General features: G+C 69.5%; 19 protein-coding genes and 1 pseudogene. 12 read left to right on the top strand and 8 right to left on the bottom strand.

The genetic code is table 11. The annotated features are described in order from the left end of the window. Nucleotides 1–9 precede the first annotated feature (9 nt). The 4 genes and pseudogenes from PGH47_RS17960 to PGH47_RS17945 form a co-directional block, all read right to left on the bottom strand. Nucleotides 10–1683, bottom strand: a complete 1674-nt coding sequence (locus tag PGH47_RS17960) for a penicillin-binding transpeptidase domain-containing protein (protein ID WP_271664269.1) — start codon at nt 1681–1683, stop codon at nt 10–12. Between the two features lie 104 nt (nt 1684–1787). Next, nucleotides 1788–3425 (bottom strand): penicillin-binding transpeptidase domain-containing protein, encoded by a 1638-nt coding sequence (locus tag PGH47_RS17955; protein WP_271664268.1) that lies wholly within the window; start codon nt 3423–3425, stop codon nt 1788–1790. Nucleotides 3426–3706: 281 nt separating this feature from the next. Then, nucleotides 3707–5011 (bottom strand): glycosyltransferase family 4 protein, encoded by a 1305-nt coding sequence (locus PGH47_RS17950; protein WP_333938203.1) that lies wholly within the window; start codon nt 5009–5011, stop codon nt 3707–3709. A gap of 161 nt (nt 5012–5172) precedes the next feature. Beyond that, nucleotides 5173–5544, bottom strand: a pseudogene (locus PGH47_RS17945) (tyrosine-type recombinase/integrase); the annotation flags it as partial. Between the two features lie 10 nt (nt 5545–5554). Here PGH47_RS17945 and PGH47_RS17940 point away from each other — a divergent pair. Continuing rightward, entirely contained in the window at nt 5555–6133 is a 579-nt protein-coding gene (locus tag PGH47_RS17940; RefSeq protein ID WP_271664266.1) for a hypothetical protein, read from the top strand. Nucleotides 6134–6303: 170 nt separating this feature from the next. On the opposite strand, the gene PGH47_RS17935 is transcribed toward PGH47_RS17940, so the two are convergent. After that, a complete protein-coding gene (locus PGH47_RS17935) occupies nt 6304–7989 on the bottom strand; it encodes a right-handed parallel beta-helix repeat-containing protein (RefSeq protein WP_271664265.1) in 1686 nt (561 codons plus the stop codon). Nucleotides 7990–8560: 571 nt separating this feature from the next. Then, nucleotides 8561–10312, bottom strand: coding sequence for a dolichyl-phosphate-mannose--protein mannosyltransferase (locus PGH47_RS17930; protein ID WP_271664264.1), 1752 nt, complete (start codon nt 10310–10312; stop codon nt 8561–8563). 62 nt (nt 10313–10374) lie between these two features. Here PGH47_RS17930 and rsmI point away from each other — a divergent pair, with 62 nt between their 5' ends. The 11 genes from rsmI to PGH47_RS17875 all read left to right on the top strand — a co-directional run bounded on the left by rsmI (nt 10375) and on the right by PGH47_RS17875 (nt 24443). After that, nucleotides 10375–11223, top strand: coding sequence for a 16S rRNA (cytidine(1402)-2'-O)-methyltransferase (gene rsmI, locus PGH47_RS17925; RefSeq protein WP_107905844.1), 849 nt, complete (start codon nt 10375–10377; stop codon nt 11221–11223). Between the two features lie 191 nt (nt 11224–11414). Then, a complete protein-coding gene (locus PGH47_RS17920; protein ID WP_271664263.1) occupies nt 11415–11819 on the top strand; it encodes a hypothetical protein in 405 nt (134 codons plus the stop codon). A gap of 47 nt (nt 11820–11866) precedes the next feature. Next, nucleotides 11867–12748, top strand: a complete 882-nt coding sequence (locus PGH47_RS17915; RefSeq protein WP_107905842.1) for a TatD family hydrolase — start codon at nt 11867–11869, stop codon at nt 12746–12748. Between the two features lie 140 nt (nt 12749–12888). Next, nucleotides 12889–14286: a resuscitation-promoting factor gene (locus PGH47_RS17910; protein ID WP_271664262.1), complete on the top strand. Its 1398-nt coding sequence runs from the start codon at nt 12889–12891 to the stop codon at nt 14284–14286. Between the two features lie 39 nt (nt 14287–14325). Continuing rightward, nucleotides 14326–15201, top strand: a complete 876-nt coding sequence (rsmA, locus tag PGH47_RS17905; protein ID WP_271664261.1) for a 16S rRNA (adenine(1518)-N(6)/adenine(1519)-N(6))-dimethyltransferase RsmA — start codon at nt 14326–14328, stop codon at nt 15199–15201. Then, nucleotides 15202–16119, top strand: a complete 918-nt coding sequence (locus PGH47_RS17900; protein WP_271664260.1) for a 4-(cytidine 5'-diphospho)-2-C-methyl-D-erythritol kinase — start codon at nt 15202–15204, stop codon at nt 16117–16119. Between the two features lie 163 nt (nt 16120–16282). Next, nucleotides 16283–17401 carry a peptidoglycan recognition family protein gene (locus PGH47_RS17895; protein WP_333938058.1) on the top strand — a complete coding sequence of 373 codons (1119 nt, stop codon included), beginning with the start codon at nt 16283–16285 and terminating at the stop codon, nt 17399–17401. A 131-nt stretch (nt 17402–17532) separates the two neighbouring features. Then, nucleotides 17533–19341, top strand: coding sequence for an ABC-F family ATP-binding cassette domain-containing protein (locus PGH47_RS17890; protein ID WP_271664259.1), 1809 nt, complete (start codon nt 17533–17535; stop codon nt 19339–19341). 339 nt (nt 19342–19680) lie between these two features. Continuing rightward, nucleotides 19681–21525 (top strand): outer membrane protein assembly factor BamB family protein, encoded by a 1845-nt coding sequence (locus PGH47_RS17885; protein WP_271664258.1) that lies wholly within the window; start codon nt 19681–19683, stop codon nt 21523–21525. A gap of 73 nt (nt 21526–21598) precedes the next feature. Further along, nucleotides 21599–23443, top strand: a complete 1845-nt coding sequence (locus PGH47_RS17880; RefSeq protein WP_271664257.1) for an outer membrane protein assembly factor BamB family protein — start codon at nt 21599–21601, stop codon at nt 23441–23443. A gap of 304 nt (nt 23444–23747) precedes the next feature. After that, nucleotides 23748–24443 (top strand): helix-turn-helix transcriptional regulator, encoded by a 696-nt coding sequence (locus PGH47_RS17875; RefSeq protein ID WP_030951055.1) that lies wholly within the window; start codon nt 23748–23750, stop codon nt 24441–24443. A 54-nt stretch (nt 24444–24497) separates the two neighbouring features. On the opposite strand, the gene PGH47_RS17870 is transcribed toward PGH47_RS17875, so the two are convergent. Together PGH47_RS17870 and PGH47_RS17865 are read right to left on the bottom strand one after the other, a co-directional pair. Beyond that, on the bottom strand, nt 24498–24851 hold the full coding sequence (locus PGH47_RS17870; RefSeq protein WP_271664256.1) for a hypothetical protein: 354 nt from the start codon (nt 24849–24851) through the stop codon (nt 24498–24500). Nucleotides 24852–24871: 20 nt separating this feature from the next. Next, nucleotides 24872–26575, bottom strand: coding sequence for a sodium:solute symporter family protein (locus tag PGH47_RS17865; protein WP_271664255.1), 1704 nt, complete (start codon nt 26573–26575; stop codon nt 24872–24874). Nucleotides 26576–26658 lie beyond the last annotated feature (83 nt).

Genomic DNA, 26658 nt, shown 5'->3' with positions numbered 1-26658 from the left:
CACTGAGGCTCAGCCGCCAGACTTCAGCAGTGCCGCCACGATCGGGCCGGCCGTGTCGCCGCCGTGCCCGCCCTGCTGGACCACGCCGGCCGCCGCCAGGTCGTCGCGGTACGCCGTGAACCAGCCGTTCGGCTTCTTCTGGCCGTCGACCTCCGCCGAGCCGGTCTTGGCACCGACGTCACCGCCGACCCCGGACATCGCCTCCGCCGCCGTGCCGTAGGCCGCCGTGTACGACATCAGTTCGCGCAGCTGGGACAGCGTGGCCGCGGACATGGTGCGCGACGCCTTCGCGAGCTGCCGGCCGTCGACGTCGGGGGAGACCAGGTACGGCTGCCTGAAGGTGCCCGTCTTCACGGTCGCCGACACCGACGCCATGTTCAGCGGGTTCATCCGCACCCCGCCCTGCCCGATGAGCTCGGCCGCCATCTGCGCCTGCGACTGCACCGGGACGGCCCCGTCGAAGGTGGAGACGCCGACGGACCAGTTGTTCAGGGAGAGACCGAAGACCTGCTGGGCCTGCTTGGTGAGGCTGTCGTCGTCCAGCTCGGGCGCCTGGCTGATGAAGGCCGTGTTGCAGGAGCGGGCGAAGCTCGCCTTGAAGGTGCCGCCCTTGATCTCGAACTTGTCGTCGTTCTGGAACTTCCAGTGCCCGTACGTGAAGTACTTCGGGCAGGGGTGCTCCTTGTTCACCGACGCGAGGTCCTTCTCGATCAGCAGCGAGGAGGTGATGACCTTCATCGTGGAGCCGGGCGCGAGCGAGCCCTGGAAGGCGGTGTTGAAGCCGTGCGAGGAGTTCGCGACCGCGAGGATCTCGCCGGTCGAGGGCCGCAGCACGACCACGGACGCCTTCTCCTTCGCGGCGACCTGCTGCTCCGCGGCGGCCTGCATCGACGGGCTGAGCGTCGTCTTCACCGTGCCCGGCGTGCCCTCGCTCAGCTCCAGCAGCGTCTTGTCGGACAGCTCGGCCTTCTTGGACTCCTTGCCCCGGACCACCTGGAGCTCGACGCCCGCCTTGCCGCCGGCCTTCTCGCCGTACTTCTCGCGCAGCCCGTCCAGGACCGACCCGAGCGAGGGGTACTCCTTCTCCGTCAGCTCGCCGCCGTCCCGGTCCAGGGCCTTGACCGGCGGGGTGCCGGACGCGCCGGTGACCAGGGTGTCGCCGTCCTCGAGGTCGGGGTGGACGACCGCCGAGTGCCACTGGACCAGCGGCTTGCCGTCCTCCTCGCGCCGTACGACGGTCAGCGCGCTGTCGTAGGTCAGCGGCTTGGTGGTGCCCTTGTACGACACCGTGGCCTTCACGGAGAAGGGGACCTTCGCGCCGGCGCGGGTGCCGGAGGTCAGGGTGACGTCCTTGATGTGGGCGTCCTTGGTGTAGCCGGTCAGCAGGGCCTGGGCGGCGGTGGTGTCGTCCGTGGCGGCGGCGGCCTCGGTCACCTTGCCGGCCTGCCAGGCGGTGAGGAAGTCACGGGCCGCGGTGGTGACCTCGGTCGCCGAGAGCGGCCCGGTCTTGACGGACTTGGACTTCTGCCCGGAGCCCGACTCGGGGCCGTTCTCGGCCGCCGCGCCGCTGCCGAGCAGCGCGTAGAGACCGAACCCGGCGCCGCCGACGACGACGGCGATCATCCCGCCGAGCACGGCGGGGTTGGTCTTCCGTCGCTCGGCGACGCGCCTTCTGTTGCCCACTGCTTTCCGTTCCCTCGCGTATTCAGGGGCCCCCGCCGCCCCGCCGACCTCACGCATACCAACGACGAGGCCCACCCTAGAGTCCCGTGCCGCGACGGATAAGTTCAGCCGGACGCTCGTAGCACGGCTGCGACAATCGGGCCCGCCGCGTCGCCGCCGTGTCCGCCCTGCTGGGACATGGCCGCGGCGGCCACATCATTGCGGAAGCCGGTGAACCAGCTGTCCGAGGTGGCCTTGCCGTCGACCTCGGCGGAACCGGTCTTGGCACCGATGTCACCGCCGACGGCGGACATGGCCGGCCTCGCGGTGCCCTGTGTCGCGGTCAGCCGCATCATCTGCTTCAGCTGGGCGGCGGTGCTCGACGACAGGCCCTTGGCGGTGGCCAGTTGGCGTCCGTCGAGCGCGGGCGCGATCAGATACGGCTGCCGGAAGTCGCCGGTGATCGCGGTGGCGGTGACCGACGCCATGTTCAGCGGGCTCATCTGGACCTGGCCCTGCCCGATGGCGTTGGCCGCGCGGTCCGGGCCGGTGGAGGCGGGGACGCTGCCGTCGAAGGAGACGATGCCGGTCTTCCAGTCGTCGCGGCCGAGCCCGAATCGCTCCTGGGCCTCGTTCATCAGCGAGGCGTCGGTGAGCGGGTCCTCGTCGACGAGCTTGATGAAGGCCGTGTTGCACGAGCGCAGGAAGCCGTTGGCGAGCGTGGCGTTCGCGCTCTCGTCGGGCTTCAGACCGTCGAGGTTCTTGAAGGTCTGACTCCGCCAGGTGGCCGTGGGCGGGCAGGGCGCCGGGCCGTTCATCGTGGTCACGCCGTTGTCGATGAGCATCGCGGCGGTAAGGATCTTCATCGTGGAGCCGGGTGCGACGCGGCCCTCGAAGGCGGCGTTGAAGGCGTCGCCGCGATGGTTCGCCACCGCCAGCACCTCGCCGGTGCCGGTCTTGAGGGCGACGACGGAGGACTCGGCGTACTTCTTCACGGCCGTCTCGGCGGCCGCCTGCACACTCGCGCTGAGCGTCGTCTCCAGCTTGCCGGGCTTGCCCTTCGACAGGGTCAGCAGCGAGGTGTCCGGCGACTCGTCGGCATGCCGGATCGACAGCTCGACACCGGGCTCGCCGCCCGCCTTGTCGCCGTACTTGGCGCGCAGGGCGTCCAGGACCGGGCCGAGCGAGGGGTACTTCTCCTTCGTCAGCACGGCGCCGTCGCGGTCGACGGCCTCGATGGGCGGGTTCGCGGCCTCGCCGGTGACGAGGGTGTCGTCCCGCTTCAGCTGCGGGTGCACGACGGTGGGCTGCCAGTCGACGAGGGCCCGCTTGGTGGTGCGGCCGCGGACCACGGTGAGCTCGCTCTTGTAGGTGAGCGGCTTGGACTTGCCCTCGTATGACACCTTGGCCTTCACGGTGAACGGCACGGTGGTGCCGCGCGCCGCTCCCGGCGTGATCGTCACGCCGGTGATGTGGGCGTTCTCGCCGTAGGCGGACAGCAGCGCCAGGGCGGCCGCGTCGTTGTTCGTGTACGTCGAGGCCTGCGCGGCCTCGCCCTTCTCCCAGGCGGCGAAGAACTTGGTCGTGGTGTCCTCGACCTCCTCCGCACTCGGCGGCCCGGTCCGCTCGGGCGCGGGGCCCGCGGACCCCGTCGCCCCACCGCCGTTCAATGCCGACACGATGTTGTAGGCGCCGTAGCCGGCTCCGCCCACCATCACCGCGAACACGCCGCCTATGACGGCGACCTTGACCCCCTTGGGCATGGCCCCTCCCCGTTATGTCCCCCGCACTGTAAGTGACATGCGGGAAACCAGTGGGAGTTGTTTCCTTTTGTTGTCCGAATGTGTGACCGATTCGTGCTCACTACACCCAGGTATCCAGCCACATCCGCGACCGCCAGTCGTCGATCGGGATTGCCTGGCCCGTGTACAGGGGCCAGAAGTAGATGAAGTGTGTGTGATCCAGCCCCGTAGGCCCCCGACCAGCGCGTACGACTTTGGGCGGGAGCCTGTCGGGGGGGCCAGGGCCGTCCCTGGGCCGTCATCTACGAAGGCACGGCATCCAGCACCAGCTGGGCTGCCGCGGCCCATGACCGCTGGCGGGCCATGACTTGCCGCAACTGCTCAGCCGCGGCAAATGCCGCTCCCCGGTCCCGCATGACAGCAGCGATCGCATGACCCCACTGGAGAACATCGTCTTCGTCACCGTTCGCCACAGGTACAACGAAGCGATCTGCCTCTTTGGCCAGCACCTCTCGCAACAACATGCCAAGCCCACTCCTGCTGCTCACCAGCACAGGGGTTCCGGCGCGAATGGCCTCAAGTCCCACAAGCCCGAAGGTTTCCGCCCGAGAGGGCATGACAACCAGGCTTGCTCGTCGGGTCTCTCGTTCTGCGTCGAACGTCGTGGAGTAGTTACGTACCGTGACGTGTACGGCGCGGTGATCCACCCAGGTCAACACTTGGTCTCGGAGAGTTCCGGACCCTCCAGTTGGCGCTCCTCTCACCAGCAGCTCCCATTGGTCCGCGATGGGGCTCAGCCGAATGGCCTGACCTACTGCCTTCGCTGCGATGTCCAAACCTTTGAGGGGTGCGTCCTCCATGCGTCCTGTCATAAGGATCTGAGGTACTCCGGGGGGAGGTTGGCGCCTCACTCCCTCTGTGATGTCGAAGCCTGGATCGAATCGCACTGGCGGCGGCGTGTTCTGGTACACGGACAGATCGCGGTGAAGCCAGGACGCCAGCATCGGTCCTACTGCGAATGTGCGGGTGGCCTTGCGCGCCAAGTTGAGTTCCAGTGATGCTCGCTGCTCCGCTCGCTCGGCAGCGTCGTCGGTACGGTCGAGTTTGTGCCACTCGATTTGGTCTGGCGCCACGTGAACGAAGTGCAGCCGCGCCGCCGACGGATAGTGGTCCTCAACTAGCACCGTCGCCGCGGGGCCGGTGATCCTGCCGTGACCGATGATCGCGTCAGGGATGATGCCCTTCGGAAGCTTCGGCTTACGCATCAGGGCCGTGTGCTCCGACATTCCTGCCACCGCGGCGGGGGTAACCAGGTGCACGCCAACTGCGTTGGCGCTCGCACGTTCACGTTCTGACGAGGAAGGAACCAGGCAAAACACCTCGGCTCCCGCCGTAGCCAGCGCAGTACACAGACTTTGATTCAGAACGCTCACCCCGCCGCGGGTCGCATGCCATTCACTGGCCACCGAAAGGATGCGCCGCGGTGCCCCAGGGCTGGCGCTGGCGTGGGTACTTGCTCGTAGCGCGACGGTGTACTTCAAGCCGCTGGCGCGTTGTAGAGCGCGAGCCTTCTTCGCGGCTGTGGACTGCTGGCGTGTACGCCCCATCGAAAACTCTCTCCAGACATCCCACGCCTGTCCGCAGAGGTATGCAGAAGGAGCGGATCCCGAGAGACCTTGGCCGATCACGTCAATCCCTGCGTGGGTGGGACGACGACGGCGAGTGGCGTGCGCTACTGCCACGAGAGTGACTGTAGCGCACGCAGCCTCTAGATGCCGTACACGTCGTCAACAGCCCTGCGGGTTCTGCCTTCGCTGCTCGGCATGAGGTGGGTGTACGTCCGAAGCGTGAACCCCGGATCGCTGTGACCGAGGTAGGAACTCAGGGCCCGGATGCTCTCGCCGGCGTCCAGTAGTACCGAGGCATAGAAGTGTCTGAGGGCGTGCATGCCGTGTTCCGGGGCCGACGTGTACCGCTCGCCCTGTTGCTTAGCGGGGATGACATGTGCGGCGGCCAGGGCACGCTTCCAGTGGTAATCGTTGAAGTTGCTCACGCGCACGTGATTGCCTTTGACCCCGCAGAACAGGAGTCGTTTGGGCACGCCGCAAAACGGCTCGACAGACCACCAGTTGACTGTCACGGTAATGCTCATGGATGCGGACGAACTGAGCGCCAAGTTGGCCCCGGAGGCGGCGTCCACGTTGATGAGGGCCGGCTCGTTCCTCTCCGCCTACGAGTTGATCAAGTCCGAGATCGTCGACAAGGTGCACGACTTCTTCTGGTGCGGCTTCCAGGGTGGAGTGCATCAGTATGACGAGAGGCGATACGGCGACTCGGTGCTAGCCCTAAATCCGAGAAGCAGGTACTTGGCATCTTGTGCCTGGCTGGTTGACATGAGGGCATTGACAGACCGCCAGGTTGACACGCTTGAGGAAATTCGAAAGCATCGACATGAGATTGCACATGAGCTGCCGAAGCTTCTTGTAGACCCGGAATTCGAGGTGCGAAGTGATCTTCTGTTGGCAGCTGTCGAGTGTGTGCGTTGCCTTGGCGTCTTCTGGGGCTCAATCGAGGCCGGCATCAACTCTGACTTCGATGATGTAGAAGTAGACTACGAGGGAATCAAGTCTGGCCCCTATATCCTTATGGAATACTTGGTCAGTATCGCGGGGCTGGGTGAAGAATTGAACATTCCTTCGACGGCACAGGAGAAAGATTCCGCCGTGTAGTGTTCATTGAATGCCGGGATTGAAGCCGGAATTGGGGCTAATCTACCCGCACGTGGGATTGTGACGCCCATTCGCTACGGCTCACCACGGCGGGATGTCGACGGCTTCTCGCACGAGCTGCGCTAGTTCGTGATATGGCGGGCTCGGGCCCTCGGGGTGTGCGCAGCCATTTATTCCTTATTTCGGGCCCGGGTAACGTCGTCCTCGCATTCCTCCGCGATGTCCCACGCGCCATTGGTGTTGGCCGTCAGGTCGTTGTCCTCGACTACGCCGCAGCCCCTCTCGTGGATCCAAACAGCCTCGAATGCGTTGCGATTGATCCGGTTGGCACGCAGGATGGGCTTGCCGCCTGTCTTGGTCTCCACACCCGTCGGGAAGTTGTCGGAGATGTCGTTGTCTTCCAGCAGGCTCGCGCCGCCGTCATGGACGTAGACGCCGCCGTGCTTGTTGTTACGGATCTGGTTGCGGCGCAGGATGGGGTTGCCGCCTGTCTTGATCTCCACACCCGTCAAGGTGTTGCCGGAGATGTCGTTGTCTTCCAGCAGGCCCGCGCCGCCGTCATGGACGTAGACGCCGCTCTGCCTGCCGTCGTGGATCTGGTTGCGGCGCAGGATGGGGTCGCCGCCCGTCTTGATCTCCACACCCGACAAGGTGTTGCCGGAGATGTCGTTGTCTTCCAGCAGGCCCGCGCCGCTGTCTAGGACGAAGACACCGACCTGCTTGTTGTTACGGATCTGGTTGCGGCGCAGGATGGGGTCGCCGCCCGTCTTGATCTCCACACCCGACAAGGTGTTGCCAAAGATGTCGTTGTCCTCCAGTGTGCCCGCGCCGCCGTCTCGGACGAAGACACCGCCCTGCTTGCTGTCGTGGATCTGGTTGCGGCGCAGGCGAGGGTCGGCGCCATCGCGGATGACGACGCCGGCGAGGCCCTGGCTGCTGATGTCGCAGCCTTCGAGCTCCAGCCGCCCTTGGGTGATGTCCACGCTGTACCACTTGTCGCCGGTCTGGCGCAGGGTCAGGTTTGTGACCCGGCCGATGCTGGTCCGGAACACCAGCGCGGCGGCGTCGCTGGCGCGGATCTGGATGTCCGCGACAGGGCCGTCGCCGAGGATTTCCAGAGGCTTGTCGACCACCAGGCCCTCTTCGTACAGGCCCGCCCGGACCAGGATCCGGTCACCAGGTTTCGCGGCGCTAATCGCCGCACTGACCGTGGTGAAGTCCCCCCGGTGATAGGGGTCCACCACATGCGTCGGCGGCTCGGCCTTGGCCGTGACCGGGGCCTGGGCCGTACCATCCGTCTGCTCCGTGGACCCGGCCGCTGCTCCAGTGGCCTCCGCACTCCTGCCGGAGCGCGTCAGAGTGGTGGCAGGCGGATGCCAGAACGTATCCCGCATGCGCGACGCTAACTGCGCAAGGGCCCTGCGCACCATCGGTGAGGTGAACGGCTCGAACCGCAACTCCCGCCAGTCGGCGTACTGGCGGCAGGCCAACATCTGGGCCAACTCGTCGGCCTCGCGCAGCACAGGATCGTCCAGCTCCCGAGCGCCGATGTAATACACAGGAAGGATCAGGTCCGAGCGGCCCAGCTCCCCCTCCCGCTCTAGGAACCGTGCCACCTCCGCCCGGCAGGCCGGGCTGCGGAACAGGCTCGGCGTGATGATGACAAGTAACAACGTGACCTCATCCAGCGCCTCGTCGATGCGCTGCTGCCAGTTCTGGCCCCAGGCGACATCGTTGCGATCCTGGAAGATGGAGAATTCCTCGCCGGTCTGCGCCCGGACCTCGGTGCCCAGCCGCTCCCGGAGCTGGGTGAGCAAACCGTCATCGTGCTCGTCATTGAAACGGACGTAGCTCATGAACGCCGCAGGCCTACCGGACATGGCATCCCCCTCCCCGTCGCAACGTGTGAATTCTGACACGCCGGGCCAGCCCGTGATCGGTGAAGGCCACACTGGCAGCCGTATCTAAGGCACTTGCACAGCGAGGCGCAGTAACCCACCGCGGGCACAGGGCAGATGTCTGCACTTGTCCTTGTGTGGCCGACATCCTGCCGCCGCAAACGTAGTTAGCGAACGTCCTGGGCAAGTGCCATTTCTGTGCGAGTCCTTGGTCGGAGTTAAGAGCCGGTCTTGTCGCGCGCCAGTTTGTCCTCCTACACGAGCGCGCCCGGACCCACAGGGTTCGGGCGCGCTCGTGTAGGAGGATCCGTCGCCTTCCTCGGATCGGCAACTCAGAGGATCTGAAAGCGGATCTTCAGCCACCAATGGGCTGGTCAGAGCTGCTAGGGACGGCCCGCTGTCAATCTGCCTAAGCCAAGTGCTGGGCCGTGCTCGGGCCGTCCGAGGGGACCGACGACAGCCATCAATGACCAACAACAACCAATGAGGGCGCGGCTGAATGCCGCGCCCTCATGACATGTCTCTCCAGCTAGACCCAGGTATCCAGCCACATCCGCGACCGCCAGTCGTCGATCGGGATTGCCTGGCCGGTGTAGAGGGGCCAGAAGTAGATGAAGTTCCAGGCGATCAGGAGGACCAGGACGCCCGCGCCCGTTGCGCCTGCCACGCGGCGGGTGTCGCTGGAGCCGGGTGGGCCGATGATCGCGCCGAGGAGCATCGCCACGGCCAGGCAGAGGAAGGGGAGGAAGACGACGGCGTAGAAGAAGAAGATGGTGCGTTCCTGGTAGAGGAACCAGGGGAGGTAGCCGGCGGCGATGCCGCAGGCGATCGCGCCCGCGCGCCAGTCGCGGCGGAAGAGCCAGCGCCACAGGACGTACAGGAGGGCGAAGGCGGCCACCCACCACAGGAGAGGGGTGCCGAGGGCCAGTACCTCGCGGGCGCACTTCTCACCCGCGTCGACCGGGCAGCCGTCCTTGCCCGGGGTGGGGGACTCGTAGAAGTACGACACCGGGCGGCCGGCGACGATCCAGCTCCACGGGTTGGACTGGTAGGTGTGCGGGGACGACAGGCCCACATGGAACTCGTACACCTGGTGCTCGTAGTGCCACAGGCTCAGCCACCAGTCGGGGAACAGCCACGACCAGCTGCTGCTGCGGCCGTTGGCGGTCGCCCAGTCGCGGTAGTAGCCGCCGCTGCCGTCGGTGGAGGAGAGGATCCAGCCCGTCCAGGACACCAGGTAGGTGACGATCGCCACCGGCACGGTCGCGAGGAAGGCGAGCCCCAGGTCGCGCTTGATCACCGCCGTGTACGGGTGGTGCGCGCCCGCGACCCGGCGGGCGCCGACGTCCCAGAGCACCGTCAGCAGACCGAACGCGACCAGGAAGTACAGGCCGTTCCACTTGGTGCCGATGGCCAGGCCCAGCATCAGACCGGCCAGCCAGCGGTAGGGGCGCCAACCGAGGCGCAGGGTCTCGGCGACGTGCGCGTCGGGGCGGACCCGCCCGTCGGCGTCCACGGGCAGCGCGGCGGCGAGTCTCTCGCGGGCCCGGTCCCGGTCGATGACCAGGCAGCCGAACGCCGCCAGCACGAAGAACATCAGCACCCCGTCGAGCAGCGAGGTGCGCGCCATCACGAACGCCAGCCCGTCCACCGCCATCAGCGTGCCGGCGAGGCAGCCGAGGAACGTCGAGCGGAAGATACGGCGGCCGATGCGGCACAGCATCAGCACCGCGAGCGTGCCGAGCAGTGCCGTCATGAACCGCCAGCCGAACGGGTTGAACCCGAAGATCAGCTCGCCGAGCCCGATGACGTACTTGCCCACCGGCGGATGCACCACGTAGGAGGCGTCCGTCGGGATCGGCACCTGGTCGCCGAGCCGCAGGACCAGGTCGTTGGCGTTCTTGTCCCAGTCGACCTCGAAGCCCCGGTGGACGAGCGCCCACGCGTCCTTCGCGTAGTACGTCTCGTCGAATATCACCTTCCGCGGGTTGCCCAGGTTCCAGAACCGCAGCACCCCGGCGAGCAGCGTCACCAGCAGCGGACCGCCCCACGCCGACCAGCGCGCGACCCGCTCGGCGAGCGGCTGCGAGATGCCGAGGAACTGCCACATCCGCGGGCTGGGCCGGACGTAGGGAGGCACGAGCTGGTCGCGTACGTCGCCTCTCGGCGCCGCCGTGTAGCCGAATCGGCGCAGCCGCTGCTGCCACGACGGCCGCTGCTCGTGCGGTGCCTGGCCCTGCTGGAGGTCCGTGGAGTCCATCGACGACGCTGTACTGGTCACCGCGCCATCGTAGGGAACACGTCTGTGGGAGTCGCGCGGATGCGCCCTGCGAGGATGGAAACGTGACAGGAACCCTTGTTTTGGCAGGCACCCCCATCGGCGACGTCAAGGACGCCCCGCCCCGGCTCGTCGAGGAACTGGCGGGCGCGGACGTGGTCGCGGCCGAGGACACCCGGCGGCTCAAGCGCCTCACCCAGGCGCTCGGCGTGCAGCCGGCGGGTCGGGTCGTGTCGTACTTCGAGGGCAACGAGTCGGCCCGTACGCCGGAGCTGGTCGAGGCGTTGCTCGCGGGCTCGCGGGTGCTGCTGGTGACCGACGCGGGGATGCCGTCGGTGTCCGACCCCGGGTACCGGCTGGTCGCGGCGGCCGTGGAGAAGGACATCAAGGTCACCGCCGTGCCCGGGCCGTCCGCCGTGCTCACCGCGCTCGCGCTGTCCGGGCTGCCCGTCGACCGGTTCTGCTTCGAGGGGTTCCTGCCGCGCAAGGCAGGGGAGCGGCTGTCGCGTCTGAAGGAGGTCGCCGGGGAGCGGCGCACGCTCGTCTACTTCGAGGCGCCGCACCGCCTCGACGACACCCTCGCCGCGATGGCCGAGGTGTTCGGTACCGAGCGGCGGGCCGCCGTGTGCCGGGAGCTGACCAAGACGTACGAGGAGGTCAAGCGGGGCGGGCTCGGGGAGCTCGCGGCGTGGGCCGCCGAGGGGGTGCGCGGGGAGATCACCGTCGTCGTCGAGGGGGCTCCGGAGAAGGGGCCGGAGGAACTCGACGCGCAGGAGCTGGTGCGCCGGGTTCGCGTCCGCGAAGACGCCGGGGAGCGCCGCAAGGAGGCCATCGCGGCGGTGGCGGCGGAGGCCGGACTGCCCAAGCGGGAGGTGTTCGACGCCGTCGTGGCGGCGAAGAACGCGGGGGCGTGAAACGCCGTGTGAGCAGGGCGTATATCGCATGAGCGTGCGCCCCATGGCGGGGTAAAGCAGACCGGGCCCAACGGCAAGGAACGTACAAGTCGGCGCCAACACTGGACAGATTGCGTGCGTTCACTCCTGCGGAGGAGTCCACTGGGTTGTGGGACGTGACCCGTCCCACCCAGCGGACCACAGGAGCTGGCATGAGTGAGATCGCACAGCAGACCACGGGCCTTCGCAGCGCCGCGACCGCCGTCGTCCACGAGTCGTATTCGTTCGCCTGCATGCGCTGCGGGCATGGCTGGGAGCAGTCGTACGAGATAGAGCACCACACAGACGGCGACGGCCGTGAGTTCGTGATGTACGTGGCGAACGGCCAGGTCGTCCCGTCCCCGCTCAGCCGGCCCACGTGCCACAACTGCGACGGGCACATCGTACGGATCATGGCCGCCGGGCAGGTGTCCTCCGTGCAGAACTCCCTGCACCGCCCCGCCCCGGTCCCGACCCAGCCGAAGGCGGACGCGGAGAGCGAGTCGGCGCCGGCCGAGCCGCACCACCACTGGCATCTGTCCGATCTGCTGCACGTCTTCCACCGCAAGGCGAGCTGAGCCGAGCGCCCGGCCGGCGGGGCATGCCCCTTTCGTAGGATCGGGGCATGCCTTCGAACGCCGCCGACAAGCACGCCGCCCCGCCGCTCCCGGAGCCGCTCCGGGTACCGGTCGCCGACTCGCACACCCACCTCGACATGCAGTCCGGCACCGTGCGGGAGGGGCTGGACAAGGCCGCGTCGGTGGGGGTGACCACGGTCGTGCAGGTGGGCTGCGACGTGCGCGGCTCGCAATGGGCGGCCGAGACGGCGGCGCAGTACGACGCCGTGCACGCCACCGTCGCGCTGCACCCCAACGAGGCGCCGCGCATCGTGCACGGCGACCCCGACGGCTGGTCGCGGCAGGGGGCGCGTGAGCCGGGCGGTGCGCGGGCGCTCGACGAGGCGCTCGCGGAGATCGACCGCCTCGCCGCACTCCCTCAGGTGAAGGGCGTCGGCGAGACCGGCCTCGACTACTTCCGCACCGGGCCCGAGGGCAAGGAGGCGCAGGAGGCGTCGTTCCGGGCCCATATCGAGATCGCCAAGCGGCACGGCAAGGCGCTCGTCATCCACGACCGCGACGCCCACGCCGACGTGCTGCGCGTCCTGAAGGAGGAGGGCGCTCCCGAGCGGACCGTCTTCCACTGCTACTCCGGCGACGCGGAGATGGCGCAGGTGTGCGCCCGCGCCGGGTACTTCATGTCCTTCGCCGGCAACGTCACCTTCAAGAACGCCCAGAATCTGCGGGACGCGGTGGCGATCGCCCCGCTGGAGCTGCTCCTGGTGGAGACCGACGCGCCGTTCCTCACGCCGGTGCCGTACCGCGGACGGCCCAATGCGCCGTATCTCATTCCGATCACGGTGCGCGCCCTGGCGGCCGTGCGGGGCATCGACGAGGACACGCTGGCGACGGCCCTCGGGACGAACACGGCACATGCCTTCGGCTACTGACCGATAACCGCGCGGTAACGCTCGCGCGGGCTCACCACCGACCGACGGCCACGCTGCGTAGTCGAGTCGCTTTGGAGAGTTCCGACCCCTCCGCTAGGTTCTGTGGCCCGAAACGGACCCCTCCGGTGGAGCGTGTCGTCGTGAGCAACGCGCAGTTCGAGACGTACGGCCCGACCCCGGCCCATGAGCCGCCGGGGTACGGCGGCTTCGACCCGTACAGCGCGCAGACGCTGGCGTACGGGGTGCCGGCGCCGTACGCGTCGCGTACGGACAGTTACGCAACCGGCTACGACCGGTATGCCCCGCACCAGTCGTACGCGGCGTACGAGGACACCTACCGGCCCGCGTACGAGATCGCCGAAGCGGCGCACGCGCCCGTCGCGCGCCCCAGGAGTGGCCGACGTGCCGCGCACCGGCGCCGGGCGCGGGCCGCGGAGCGCGGCGACGCCACCATGCGCAAGCTGGTCCCGCAGGCACTGGTCGTCGCGTTCCTCGCGGGCGGCACCAGCGCCTTCGTGGCCAAGGACAAGGCGGTCGAGCTGAGCGTCGACGGCGGCAGGCCGCGCACCCTGCACACCTTCGCGGACGACGTCGGCGACCTGCTGGCCGAGGAGGGCGTCGACGTCGGGGCACACGACATGGTCGCGCCCGCTCCCGGCGCGGGGCTCGGCAACGGCGACGAGGTCGCGGTGCACTACGGACGCCCCGTGCGGCTCACCATCGACGGCCAGAAGCGCGAGGTGTGGACGACCGCCCGGACGGTGGAGGCAGCGCTCACCCAGCTGGGAGTGCGCGCGGAGGGCGCGTATCTGTCGACGTCGCGCTCCCGGCGCATCGGGCGGCAGGGCCTCGCGCTGGACGTGCGCACCGAACGGGCGGTGACCGTCATGGCGGACGGCCGGGCGCGCACGATCCGGACGAACGCCGCGAGCGTCGGCGAGGTCGTGGAGCAGGCCGGGATCACCCTGCGCGGGCAGGACACCACCTCCGTCCCCCTGGAGAGCTTCCCGCGCGACGGGCAGACGGTCACCGTGCTGCGGATCACCGGGCGCAAGGAGATCCGCGACGAGGCGATCCCGTTCGCGGTGGAGCGCGTCGACGACCCCGCCGTCTTCAAGGGCACGGAGGTCGTCGAGCGGGCGGGGCAGGCGGGGCTGCGGCGGATGACGTACACGCTGCGCACGGTCAACGGCGTGCGGCAGAAGCCGCGGCGGATCAGGACCGAGGTGGTGCGCGAGCCGCAGACGCAGGTGGTGAAGGTGGGCACGAAGCCCCTGCCGACGTCCGTGAGCGGCGCGGGCCGGCTGAACTGGGACGGGCTCGCGGCGTGCGAGTCCGGGGGACAGGCGGACGCCGTGGACTCGTCGGGGACGTACGGCGGGCTGTACCAGTTCGACACCCACACCTGGCGCGACCTCGGCGGCAAGGGCCGGCCGCAGGACGCCCCGGCGGAGGAGCAGACGATGCGGGCGAAGAAGCTGTACGTGCGGCAGGGCACCAGTCCCTGGCCGCACTGCGGATCGCGGCTGCACAGGTGAGGGGCGGGCCGGCCCCGCGGCGCCCCGTACCCTTGTCGGGTGAGCAGCCCGACCCCCGACGCCCTCCTCGGCCCCGCCGACGTCCGTGAACTGGCGACCGCCCTCGGTGTACGTCCCACCAAGCAGCGCGGCCAGAACTTCGTCATCGACGCGAACACGGTCCGCCGAATCGTCCGCACCGCGCAGGTGCGGCCCGACGACGTGGTGGTGGAGGTCGGCCCGGGACTCGGCTCCCTCACCCTCGCCCTGCTGGAGGTGGCCGACCGGGTCACCGCCGTCGAGATCGACGACGTCCTGGCCGCCGCGCTGCCCGCCACCGTCGCGGCCCGGATGCCCGAGCGCGCCGGGCGTTTCGCGCTGGTGCACTCCGACGCGATGCACGTCGGCGAGCTGCCCGGCCCGCCGCCCACCGCGCTGGTCGCGAACCTCCCGTACAACGTGGCCGTCCCGGTCCTGCTGCACATGCTCGCGACCTTCCCGAGCATCGAACGCACCCTCGTCATGGTGCAGTCGGAGGTCGCCGACCGGCTCGCGGCCGCACCCGGCTCGAAGGTGTACGGCGTGCCCTCGGTCAAGGCCAACTGGTACGCCGAGGTCAAGCGGGCCGGCGCCATCGGACGCAATGTCTTCTGGCCCGCGCCGAACGTCGACAGCGGGCTGGTGGCGCTGACCCGGCGCACCGAGCCGATCAAGACCACCGCCGCGAGGAGCGAGGTCTTCGCCGTCGTCGACGCGGCCTTCGCCCAGCGCCGCAAGACGCTGCGCGCCGCCCTCGCCGGCTGGGCCGGGTCGGCGGCCGCCGCCGAGGCCGCCCTGGTCGCCGCCGGTGTCTCCCCGCAGGCCCGCGGCGAGTCCCTGACGGTCGAGGAGTTCGCAGCCATCGCCGAGAACAAGCAGCACGAGGGGTCCGAGTAAGTGAGCGCGAGCGTCGTCGTACGCGTCCCGGCCAAGGTCAACGTCCAGCTCGCGGTCGGCGCCGCCCGCCCGGACGGCTTCCACGACCTCGCCAACGTCTTCCTCGCCGTCGGCCTCTACGACGAGGTCACCGTGACCCCCTCGCCGGGCGGCCCGCGCGTCACCTGTGACGGCGCCGACGCCGACCAGGTCCCCCTCGACCGTACGAACCTCGCGGCCCGCGCGGCCGAGGCGCTCGCCGCGCGGTACGGCCTCGCCCCCGACGTGCATCTGCACATCGCCAAGGACATCCCGGTCGCCGGCGGCATGGCGGGCGGCAGCGCGGACGGCGCCGGCGCGCTGCTGGCCTGCGACGCGCTGTGGGGCACGAACGCCTCCCGCGAGGAACTCCTCGACATCTGCGCCGAGTTGGGCAGCGACGTGCCGTTCAGCCTGGTCGGCGGCGCGGCCCTCGGCACCGGGCGGGGCGAGAAGCTGCGCCCGCTCGATGTGGGCGGAACCTTCCACTGGGTGTTCGCGATGGCCTCGCGGGGGCTGTCGACGCCCGCCGTCTTCCGTGAGTTCGACCGGCTCGGCGAGGGCACCGACATCCCCGAGCCCGTGGCCTCCCAGCCGCTGCTCGACGCCCTCGCCAAGGGCGACCCGGACGCGCTCGCCGCCGCCGTCTCCAACGACCTCCAGCCCGCCGCGCTCTCCCTGTTCCCGGAGCTCGCCGACACCCTCGCCGCGGGCCTCGCGGCGGGCGCGCTGACGGCGCTGGTCTCCGGCTCGGGCCCGACGACGGCGTTCCTCGCCCGGGACGCCGAGTCGGCCGTGAAGGTCGCCGACACCCTGCGCACGTCCGGCACTTGCCGTGCGGTGCGCACCGCGTCGGGGCCCGCCCAGGGCGCCACGGTGGTGCGCGCCGCCGGAGCGTGACGCCGTACTCACAAGTACGCGTTCTTCGCTCGATCTCCACACGGAAGTACTGCGATCGCAGTACCCGTGGGGCTGTTGGGGCGAATAGGGTCGCTTGACGTTTCAACTGTCGGGCCAGTGTGCCCGGTTCACCGTCAAGTGCCATCTGGAAGGGGACACTCCTGTGTCCGAATCCCCCACACCCATCCAGCCGTCTCACCGTAGAAAGCGCTCCCTGTCCCGGCGCGGCATGATCGCCGCGGGCGGGGCGGTGGCCGCCGGAGCCGCGCTCACGCCGATGGTGTTCGCCGCCGCCGACTCCGGCGAGCCGGACGACTCCGCCTCCGGATCCGGTGGTTCGGGCACGACGCCGGAGAAGTTCCCGGCCACCCGGACCGAGGCCGCCACCGGCACCGGCGAGGCCACCACCGCCTTCGCCGCCTCCTATGTGGGAGTGCGCTGGTCCGGCGCGAAGGAGGGCGCCGCCATCCGGCTCGCGAACGGCGACTGGCAGGACCTGACCGGGGGCTGCGCGGCTGTCGAGGACGGCGGCACGGCCCTGGTCGCCGCCGGCGACGCCAAGGTCTACGAGCTGAGGGCGCCGAGCGGCATCGACGGCGTGCGCTCGCTGGCGATCGACACCACCGACGGCCCCGACCGCACGGTCCGGGTGCCGAGCGAGCCCACGCGCGTGCGCGGCGTCGGCTACCTCTCGCGCGCGGCCTGGGGCGCCGACGAGTCCAAGCGGTACAAGGACGGCAAGGTCAACTCGCCCGAGGTGTACTACCCGCTCCAGGTCATCACGGTCCACCACACCGCGACGCCGAACGACGACCCCGACCCGGCCGCGACGGTGCGCGCGATGTACGAGTACCACGCGATCACCAACGACTGGGGCGACATCGGCTACCACTTCCTCATCGACGAGGCGGGCACCGTCTACGAGGGCCGCTACTCCGGCGACGACGGCATCCCCGCCTTCGATCCGGACGGCGACCTCGTCACCGCGTTCCACTCCGTCGGCTACAACTCCGGCGCCCTCGGCATCGCCCTGATCGGCAACCTCCAGGAGAAGCCCCCGACGGACGCGGCCAAGGCCTCCCTGATCCGGCTGATCCAGGTGATATCCCGGTTCAAGGGCCTCGACCCGCAGGCGAGGGTGACGTACACCAACCCGGTCAACGGCACCGAGAAGGACACCAACACGGTCGGCGGCCACCGCGACTACTTCGACACCGAGTGCCCCGGCCAGGTCATGTACGACCTCCTGGCCGAGGTCCGCTCGGCGGCGGCCCGCCGCTGACGCAGGCCCCAGGCGCCCCGGGGACCGCGGTGGGGTCCCCGGGGCGCACGGCTGTGCGGACGGCGGCGTACGGGGCTGTCGGCGGGCGCGACTACCCTGGAAGGTCGATCGTCCCCCTGGGCAGGAGAGAAATGGCCGTCAACCTGGTCAATGTCGAGAACGTCAGCAAGGTGTACGGCACCCGTGCCCTGCTCGACGGTGTCTCGCTCGGGGTCTCCGAGGGCGACCGCATCGGCGTCGTCGGGCGCAACGGCGACGGCAAGACGACCCTGATCCGGATGCTGGCCAAGGTGGAGGAGACCGACACCGGCCGGGTCACGCACTCCGGCGGGCTGCGCCTCGGCGTGCTCACCCAGCACGACTCGCTCGACTCCACGGCCACCGTCCGGCACGAGGTCATCCGGGACATGGCCGACCACGAGTGGGCGGGCAACGCCAAGGTCCGGGACGTGCTCACGGGCCTCTTCGGCGGGCTCGACCTGCCCGGCTTCCCGCAGGGCCTGGACACCGTCATCGGCCCGCTCTCCGGCGGCGAGCGGCGGCGCATCGCGCTCGCCAAGCTGCTCATCGAGGAGCAGGACCTCATCGTCCTGGACGAGCCCACCAACCACCTCGACGTCGAGGGGATCTCCTGGCTCGCCCGGCATCTGCGGGAGCGGCGCTCGGCGCTCGTCTGCGTCACCCACGACCGCTGGTTCCTCGACCAGGTCTGCACCCGCATGTGGGACGTCCAGCGCGGCGACGTCTACGAGTACGAGGGCGGCTACTCCGACTACGTCTTCGCGCGCGCCGAGCGCGAGCGCATCGCCGCGACCGAGGAGGTCAAGCGGCAGAACCTGGTCCGCAAGGAGCTGGCGTGGCTGCGCCGCGGCGCCCCCGCGCGGACGTCCAAGCCGCGCTTCAGGGTCGAGGCCGCCAACGAGCTCATCAAGGACGTGCCGCCGCCGCGCGACAGCAGCGAGCTGATGAAGTTCGCCTCCTCCCGGCTCGGCAAGACGGTGTTCGACCTGGAGGACGTCACCGTCCAGGCCGGCCCCAAGGTGCTGCTCAAGCATGTGACGTGGCAGCTCGGACCCGGTGATCGCATCGGCCTCGTCGGCGTCAACGGCGCGGGCAAGACGTCCCTGCTGCGCGCGATGGCCGAGGCCTCGCGGACCGAGGGCGAGGCGCAGCCGGCCGGTGGGCGGATCGCGGTCGGGAAGACCGTCAAACTCGCGTATCTGTCGCAGGAAGTGGCCGAGCTGAACCCGGACCTGCGGGTGCTGGAGGCCGTCCAGCAGGTGCGTGAGCGCGTGGACCTGGGCAAGGGCCGCGAGATGACCGCAGGTCAGCTGTGCGAGACGTTCGGCTTCAACAAGGAGAAGCAGTGGACGCCGGTCGGCGACCTGTCCGGCGGTGAGCGCCGCAGGCTCCAGCTGCTGCGGCTGCTCATGGACGAGCCCAACGTCCTCTTCCTCGACGAGCCCACCAACGACCTCGACATCGAGACGCTCACCCAGCTCGAGGACGTCCTCGACGGCTGGCCCGGCTCGATGATCGTCATCTCCCACGACCGGTTCTTCGTCGAGCGCACCACGGACCGGGTGTTCGCGCTGCTCGGCGACGCCACGCTGCGGATGCTGCCGCGCGGTATCGACGAGTACCTGGAGCGCCGGCACCGCATGGAGGCGCAGGTCGCCGCCGCGGCCACGACCCCGGCGGCCGAGAAGGCCGTACCGGAGAAGAGCTCGGCCGACTCGCGTGCCGCCAAGAAGGAGTTGCAGAAGATCGAGCGGCAGCTCGACAAGCTCTCCGAGCGGGAGACCAAGCTGCACGCCCAGATCGCCGAGCACGCGACGGACTTCGGGAAGGTCGCCGAACTCGACGCGGAGCTGCGCGACTTGGCCGGTCAGCGGGACGAGTTGGAGCTGCGCTGGCTGGAACTGGCGGAGGACGCGTAGCGCTTCGCGGGGCGGCCGTGACTACGGAAGTGCCGGGCTCGTGCGGGGTGTCGGGTGCGGCGCCTTCGTGGCTGGTCGCGCAGTTCCCCGCGCCCCTTCGAAGGCGCCTGCGGCGCCGTTCTCGGGGGTCTGCGTGCGCCCTGTGAAGGGGGCGTGAAGGCGCATAACGGGGGCATCACGGGGCGGTTCTCCCTTGGGAACAGGGGTGGATGCGGGCCGGTGTGCTGTCGGTGGCGGGTGATAGAAAGGCCGCCTGAGAACAGTCTGAGAAAAGCTGGTGTGGCGGAAACGCGACGGCACAGAACGTGGCACCACACCGGTCTCAAGGGGGAACCGCTCATGAGCCAGCCGCCCAACCAGCCGCCGCAGGGCGGTTTCGGCGCACCACAGGATCCGCGGCAGGGCGGCTTCGGAGCGCCGCAGCCCGGCCCGGAGGGCGCGCCGCAGACCCCGCCCCCGCCGCAGGGCGCCCCCCAGACACCCCCGCCGCCGCCGGGCCCGCCGCAGACGCCGCCGCCCCCGCAGACCCCGCCGTCCGGCGCCCCGCAGCCCGGCTACGGCTACCCGCAGCAGCCGGGCCAGCCCGCCCAGCCGGGCCCGTACCAGTCCGGACCGTACGCCCAGCCCCCGCAGCAGCCGGGGCCGTACGGCTATCCGCAGCAGCCCGGCCCCTACGGCCAGCAGCCCGCCCCCGGTTACGGCTACCCGCCCCAGCCGCAGTACCCGGGCGCGCCCGGCACCCCGCCCGGTGGCTCGCGCAACCCCTTCAAGGGCAAGCCCGCCGTGGCCATCGGTGCCGCGGTCGCCGTCCTGCTCGTCGTCGGCGGCACCGTGTTCGCGGTGACCCGCGGCGGTGACGACAAGAAGGACGACAAGCCGGTCGCCCAGCAGAGTGACGACCCCAAGGGCTCCGACTCGCCGTCCGAATCCGGCGACGGCGGCAGCGAGGGCGGCGACGACCCGGAGAACCTCAACGCGGGCCGCCAGGCGGGCGAGTCGAAGGTGCTCTGGTACAAGCCGGCGCCCGACGCTCCCAAGTCCGGCGCCGACGCCCCCGGCATGTGGATCACCGAGAAGACCGCGGTGAAGGCGGCGTACAAGCAGGTCTTCGGCTTCAAGGTCGGCGACGGCGAGGACGCCTGGGACCCGATCACGTTCCCGGAGAAGATCTGCGCGGTCACCCCGCAGAAGTCGGCGAGCGACAAGGTCGTCGTCGCCTACATGAGCGGCAGCAGCGACCGCGCCAAGTGCAACCAGCTCCAGCAGATCGACCTGAACACCGGCGACAAGGGCTGGAAGGGCAGCGTCGCCGACGGCCAGCTCTTCGACAGCACCCTCGACGTCGAACTGTCCATCACCGGCAAGACGTTGCTGGTGGGCCGCTCGCAGTCGGGCACGGCCTACAACGTCGACAGCGGCAAGAAGATGTGGGACAAGACGCGGTTCGGGGACAAGTGCTTCCCCGACGCGTTCGCGGGCGGCGAGAAGATCATCGCCGTGGCGTCCTGCGCCGCCTCCAGCAGCGACGAGCACGACGAGGTGCAGGAGCTCGACCCGTCGACCGGCAAGGCGAAGTGGACCATGCGCTTCGACAAGGGCTGGCGCGTGGCGCGTGTCTTCTCCCTCGACCCGCTGGTCATCTACGGCACCAACGAGGACAAGAAGGCGTGGAACATCTCCACCTTCGACTCCGCCGGCAAGATCCGCTCGCAGGTCGACGTCGACCTCGAGATCGGCGCCGAGTGCGGCTGGGCCATCCTCCAGCGTGACCTTCAGGGCTGCTCCGGCGTGGTCGCGGACGCGAACACGCTGTACATGCCTACCAAGGCGACCGCCAGCGCCAACGAGATCGTCGCCATCGACCTCGGCAACGGCAAGGAGAAGTGGCGGGTGAAGTCCCCCGCCGACGACTCGATGCTGCCGATCAAGGTCGAGAACGGCAAGCTCATCGCCTACGTCCAGGCGTCCTACGACGCGGGCGGCCAGGTCGTGGCGATCCCGATCTCCGGGAGCAGCCACCAGCCGGCGAAGCTGCTCCAGAACCCGGCGAGCGCCGCGGACATCGAGAACGGCTTCTTCTCCAAGGCCTATGACTGGGCCGACGGCCGCTTCTACCTCTCCAGCACCCGGCTGAGCGGTCAGGACGAGGCCAAGGAGAAGCTGATGCTCGCCTTCGGCAAGTGAGGCGCGCACCGCTCACGCCCTCACGCCCGTGTCCGTCGCCCCCGCCGTCCCCCTCCCCTGAGGTGCCCACGCCATGACCCAGCCGCCGCCTCCGCCGCCCAACCAGCCCCCGCAGGGCGGGTTCGGCCCGCCGCAGGACCAGCCGCCCCAGCAGCCGGGCGGCGGCTTCGGCGCACCCCAGCCGCCGCAGCAACCCCAGCAGCCGCCCGCGCAGGCACCCGGGCAGCCTCCGCAGGCACCCGGGCAGCCTCCGCAGGCACCCGGCCAGCCCGGCTACGGCTACCCCCAGCCTCCCCAGGCCACCCCGCCCGGGTACGGCTATCCCACCCAGCAGCCCGCCGCGTACGGTCAGCCGCAGAACCCCTACGGCCAGCCCCAGAACCCGTACACCCAGGCGCCCGGCTACGGCTATCCGCAGCAGACCGTGCCGATGCACCCCCAGCCCGGACAGCCCTCCGGCGGGGGCCGGTCCAGCTCGCAGCTGGCCGTGATCATCGCGGCCGCGGTCGTGGTGATCGCGCTGATCATCGGCGGTGGCGTCTGGTACGCGAAGTCCGGTGACCAGGGCGGCAAGGACGACACCGCCGGCTCCAGCGGCGGCACCGGCGGCGGGGGCGACGACTCGGGAGGCGGCGGCTTCGACGCCCCCGACGGCACCGAGAAGGTCCCCTCGAACACCGCCTCCTCGGTCCTCTTCCAGGTCCCGGCGCCCAACGTCGACGACGACACCAGCATCGTGGTGTCCGGCTCCTGGCTGACCGACAAGGCGTACGTCAAGAGCGGTGTCGCGGAGATCGTCGGCTACGACCCCGACAAGGGCTCCAAGCTGTGGTCGGTCAAGCTGCCCGGCCCGGTCTGCCAGGCCGCCAAGCACATCAGCGAGGACGGCGTGACGGCCGTCGCCTTCGAGCCCGCGATGCCGACCAAGGACAAGCCCTCGCACGGCTGCACCCAGGTCGCCGCGATCGACCTCGACACGGGCAAGAAGCTCTGGTCGAAGACCGCCCAGAACGAGGACGGGCTGATCCGCTACGACAACATCACCGTCAGCGGTGGCACGGTCGCGGCCGGCGGCACCAGCGGCGGCGCCGCCTTCGACCTGAGGACCGGCAAGTCGCTGTGGGTCCCGAAGGCCGACGACAACTGCTACGACCTCGGTTACGCGGGCGGCCCGAAGATGGTCGCGGTCCGCAAGTGCGGCTCCTACGACCAGCCCCAGCTGCACATCCAGACCATCGACCCGAAGACCGGGAAGGTGATCTCCGAGTACAAGATGGCCGAGGGCGTCGAGTACGCCAGCGTCATCTCCACCGACCCGCTCGTGGTCGCCGCCGAGGCCGGCCAGTCCGAGGACGCCATCGGCATCACGGACGCCTTCTCCATCGACAACAAGACCGGCAAGCTGCGCATCCGCATCTCCGTGCCGGGCGACCAGTACGCGGCCCGCTGCTCCGGCGTCACCACGATCGAGTCGTGCACGGGCATCGTGGTGGGCAACGACCGGCTCTACGTGGAGACCGAACAGCACGACGGCGGCGGCGAGTACGGCCAGACCAACGAGATCGTCGCCATCGACCTGGCCACCGGCAAGCAGACCGGCCAGCGCGCGGACGCCGGCGACCGGTACACGATCACGCCGCTGCGCATGGACGGCGGCAACGTGATCGCGTACAAGCGTCCCCCGTACGACAAGGGCGGGCAGATCGTCAGCATCGACGGCGGCAGCTTCAAGGAGACGAAGCTGCTGGAGAACCCGTCCGCCAGGCCGGTGCGGGACGTGGAGATGCGGATGTCTCCGGAGTACTCCGAGATCCTCTACGCCCAGGGGCACCTGTACATGTCCGCCAAGTTCGCCAGCGAGCTGGGCAGTTCGGACACCCGTAAGGCCCATGTGATCGCGTTCGGCGCGAGCGGCTGAGGCCGCCGCACCCGGTCGCACAGACGGCTCCGTCCCTGCTCGGGGGCGGGGCCGTTCGCGTACCGTCTCAACGCCCTCGAATGCGCGGAAAGCCAGAAAATCCGCCGTTCCGGGGCACTTCTCGCCGGTAGGGGGAGCGCAACGTCGAACAAGCGTGTAGCTTCCGGGGGCATGAAGGGCGGGGGAGCCGGGAGGGGGCTTCTGTCCGCGCGGACCAGTGGGCATCCATAGTGGGGCATCCGGACCGGCGCTGGCGGTCCTGGGTATTGATGGGGATCCATTGGGGGGACTGGGGGGTTGCTCGATGGGAGTTCGGCTCATGGTGGTCGACGACCACCGATTGCTCGCCGAGGCGCTGGCCTCGGCACTGAAGTTGAGGGGGCACCGGGTGCTGGCCGCGGCGGCGCCCGCCGCGGGGGCGGCGGATCTGGTGATCACGCGGGCGCCCGAGGTGTGCCTGCTGGGGACGGCGACGCCCGCGGAGCCGGGGATGTTCGACCCGGTCGCGAAGATCAAGCGGGAACGCCCGCAGGTGGCGGTGCTGGTGCTCGGCCCGGTGCCGAGCCCGCGCGGCATAGCGGCGGCGTTCGCGGCCGGGGCGTCCGGCTATGTCCGGCACGACGAACGCATAGAGGGCGTCGAGCGGGCGATCATGAAGGCACGGGCCGGGGAGGCGGCGGTGGCGCCGCAGCTGCTCCAGGGCGCGTTCAGCGAACTGCTCAACCCCGCAGCCCAGCCGGACGACGAGGGCCAGCGCCTGCTCCAGATGCTCACGCCCCGCGAGGTCGAGGTCCTGGTCCGGGTGGCCGACGGCGAGGACACGCGGCTGATCGCCGCCGGCATGGGTATCGCCCCGTCCACGGCCCGTACCCATGTCCAGCGCGTCCTGATGAAACTCGGCGTCGGCTCCCGCCTGGAGGCAGCGGCCCTGGCGGCCCGCACGGGCCTGCTGGACCGGGCGGGTCCGGTGCCGCAGCCGGAGACACAGGGGGAGCCGTAGCGCCGGTGGGGTGCCGTGCCGGGAGTACGCCGGTGGTGCGGGGAGTACCCGGAGTCAGCCCTTCGGCTCGGTCCCCGGTTCCTCCCCGGGCTCCACGTCGGGCGGCGGCGGGGCCGTGGGCCGCAGCTTCAGCCAGGCCAGGAAGAAGATGCCCAGGAGCAGCATCCCCAGCCCGGTCCAGAGGTTGATGTTGACGCCCTCGGCCTTGTCGATCGTGGCGTCGTCGTCGGTGAGCCCGGCGATCGTGACGATCACGCCGTAGAGCACGAAGAGGCCGCCGATGATGCGCCTGATGTCGAAGAGCCGGGCGGCCGTCGCCGACTTCTCCTTCAGTTCGCTGACCTCGCGCTGGACGTCCTGCTCGGAGTACCCGGAGTGCTTGGGGTGTTCGGAGTGGTGGTCGGTCATGGTCTGTCGGTCCTCCGTCGTCAGAGCGAGAACGAGAACGGGATGTAGCAGGCGGCCGCCAGCACGATCGCGCCCCAGCCCAGCAACGCCGGCCTGCGGTACCAGGCGTCGTCGCCCTCGGCAGGGGGCTCGGCCATCCCGGGGGAGCGGGTGCCGTAGACCAGGCCCTGGAGTTCGTCCGCCGGCTTGGGAGCGGTGAACAGGGAGACGGCGACCATGACGACCGCGCCGGCCACGAACCCCGCGATCGCGGAGACGAAGTTGGCGCCCTGGTCGGTGGGGATCGAGATGATGTCCTGCTTGTAGAGGACGAAGTAGTTCACCATCGCCGCCGTCGTGCCGGCCAGCAGACCCCAGAAGCCCGACTTCATCGACGCCCGCTTCCAGAACATGCCGACGATGAAGACCACGAACATCGGCACGTTGAAGAAGGAGAACAGGGTCTGGAGGTAGCTCATGATGTTCGAGAACGACGACGCCAGGAACGCCGTGCCGATGGAGGCCATGACACCGATCGCCGTGATCAGCCGGCCGAAGCGCACGTAGTAGGAGTCCTCGCGGTCCGTCACCACGTACTTCGCCCAGATGTCCGTGGTGAACACCGTGTTGAAGGACGACACGTTCGCCGCCATGCCCGCCATGAACGCGGCCAGCAGACCGGTCACCGCGATGCCCAGTACGCCGTTGGGCAGCAGCCCCTCCATCAGATAGGGGATGGCGTCGTTGTACTGGTAGCCCGACTTCTCCGTGCCGAAGCCGGGGACCAGGGCCGCGGCCGCAAGGCCCGGGATCATCACCAGGAACACGATGAAGATCTTCGGGAACGCGGCGATCAGCGGCGTGCGCTGGGCCGCCGAGAGGTTCTTCGCGGACAGCGCCCGCTGGACCTCCGCGAAGTTCGTCGTCCAGTAGCCGAACGACAGCACGAAGCCGAGACCCAGGACGATCGTCAGCCAGTTCGCGCCCAGCGGGTTCGCCTCGCCGATGCCGGTGCCGCCCCAGGCGGTGACGAAGTTGTCGCCGTGGGCCTGGGTCAGCTTGTCGGTCAGGCCGTCCCAGCCGCCCACCTTCTTCAGCGCCAGCACGGTGATCGGGATCAGCGCCGCCAGGATCACGAAGAACTGGAGTACCTCGTTGTAGATCGCGGAGGACAGGCCGCCGAGGGTGATGTACGCGAGGACGAAGAAGCCGGCGACCACGATGGCCACCCACTGCGGCCAGCCCAGCAGGGCCTCGACCACGATCGCCAGGGCGTACAGGTTCACTCCGGCGATCAGGATCGCGGCGAAGGCGAACAGGATCGAACTGAGCAGATGTGCCCATTTGTCGAAGCGCAGGAGCAGGAACTCGGGGACCGAGCGGACCTTGCTGCCGTAGTAGAAGGGCATCATCACCAGGCCCAGGAACACCATGGCCGGGATGGCGCCGATCCAGTACCAGTGCACGGTGTAGGCGCCGTACTGGGCACTGTTGGCGGCCATGCCGAGGATCTCGGTGGCGGCCAGGTTGGCGGAGATGAACGCCAGGCCGGTGACCCAGGCGGGCAGGGAGCGCCCCGAGAGGAAGAAGTCGAGGGTGGTCTTCACCGAGCGGCGGGCCGCGAAGCCGATGCCGAGCACCACCACGAAGTAGATGCCGAGCAACGTGTAGTCGAGCCAGTTGGTGGGGAGCCGCAGCTCGGCCGCGAGGTAGGTGGGGGAGGTGGGGGAAGTGGGGGAGAGCATGGGGGAAATTGTGGGGGTTTGCATGTGTACTCGCTTCGTCTCGCGAATCGATACAGAGCGGAACCTACGCCCCTGTGTTCAGT

The organism is Streptomyces sp. HUAS 31, assembly GCF_028198125.1.
GTDB lineage: Bacteria > Actinomycetota > Actinomycetes > Streptomycetales > Streptomycetaceae > Streptomyces > Streptomyces chartreusis.
This window is presented reverse-complemented; position numbering and strand designations above follow the sequence as displayed.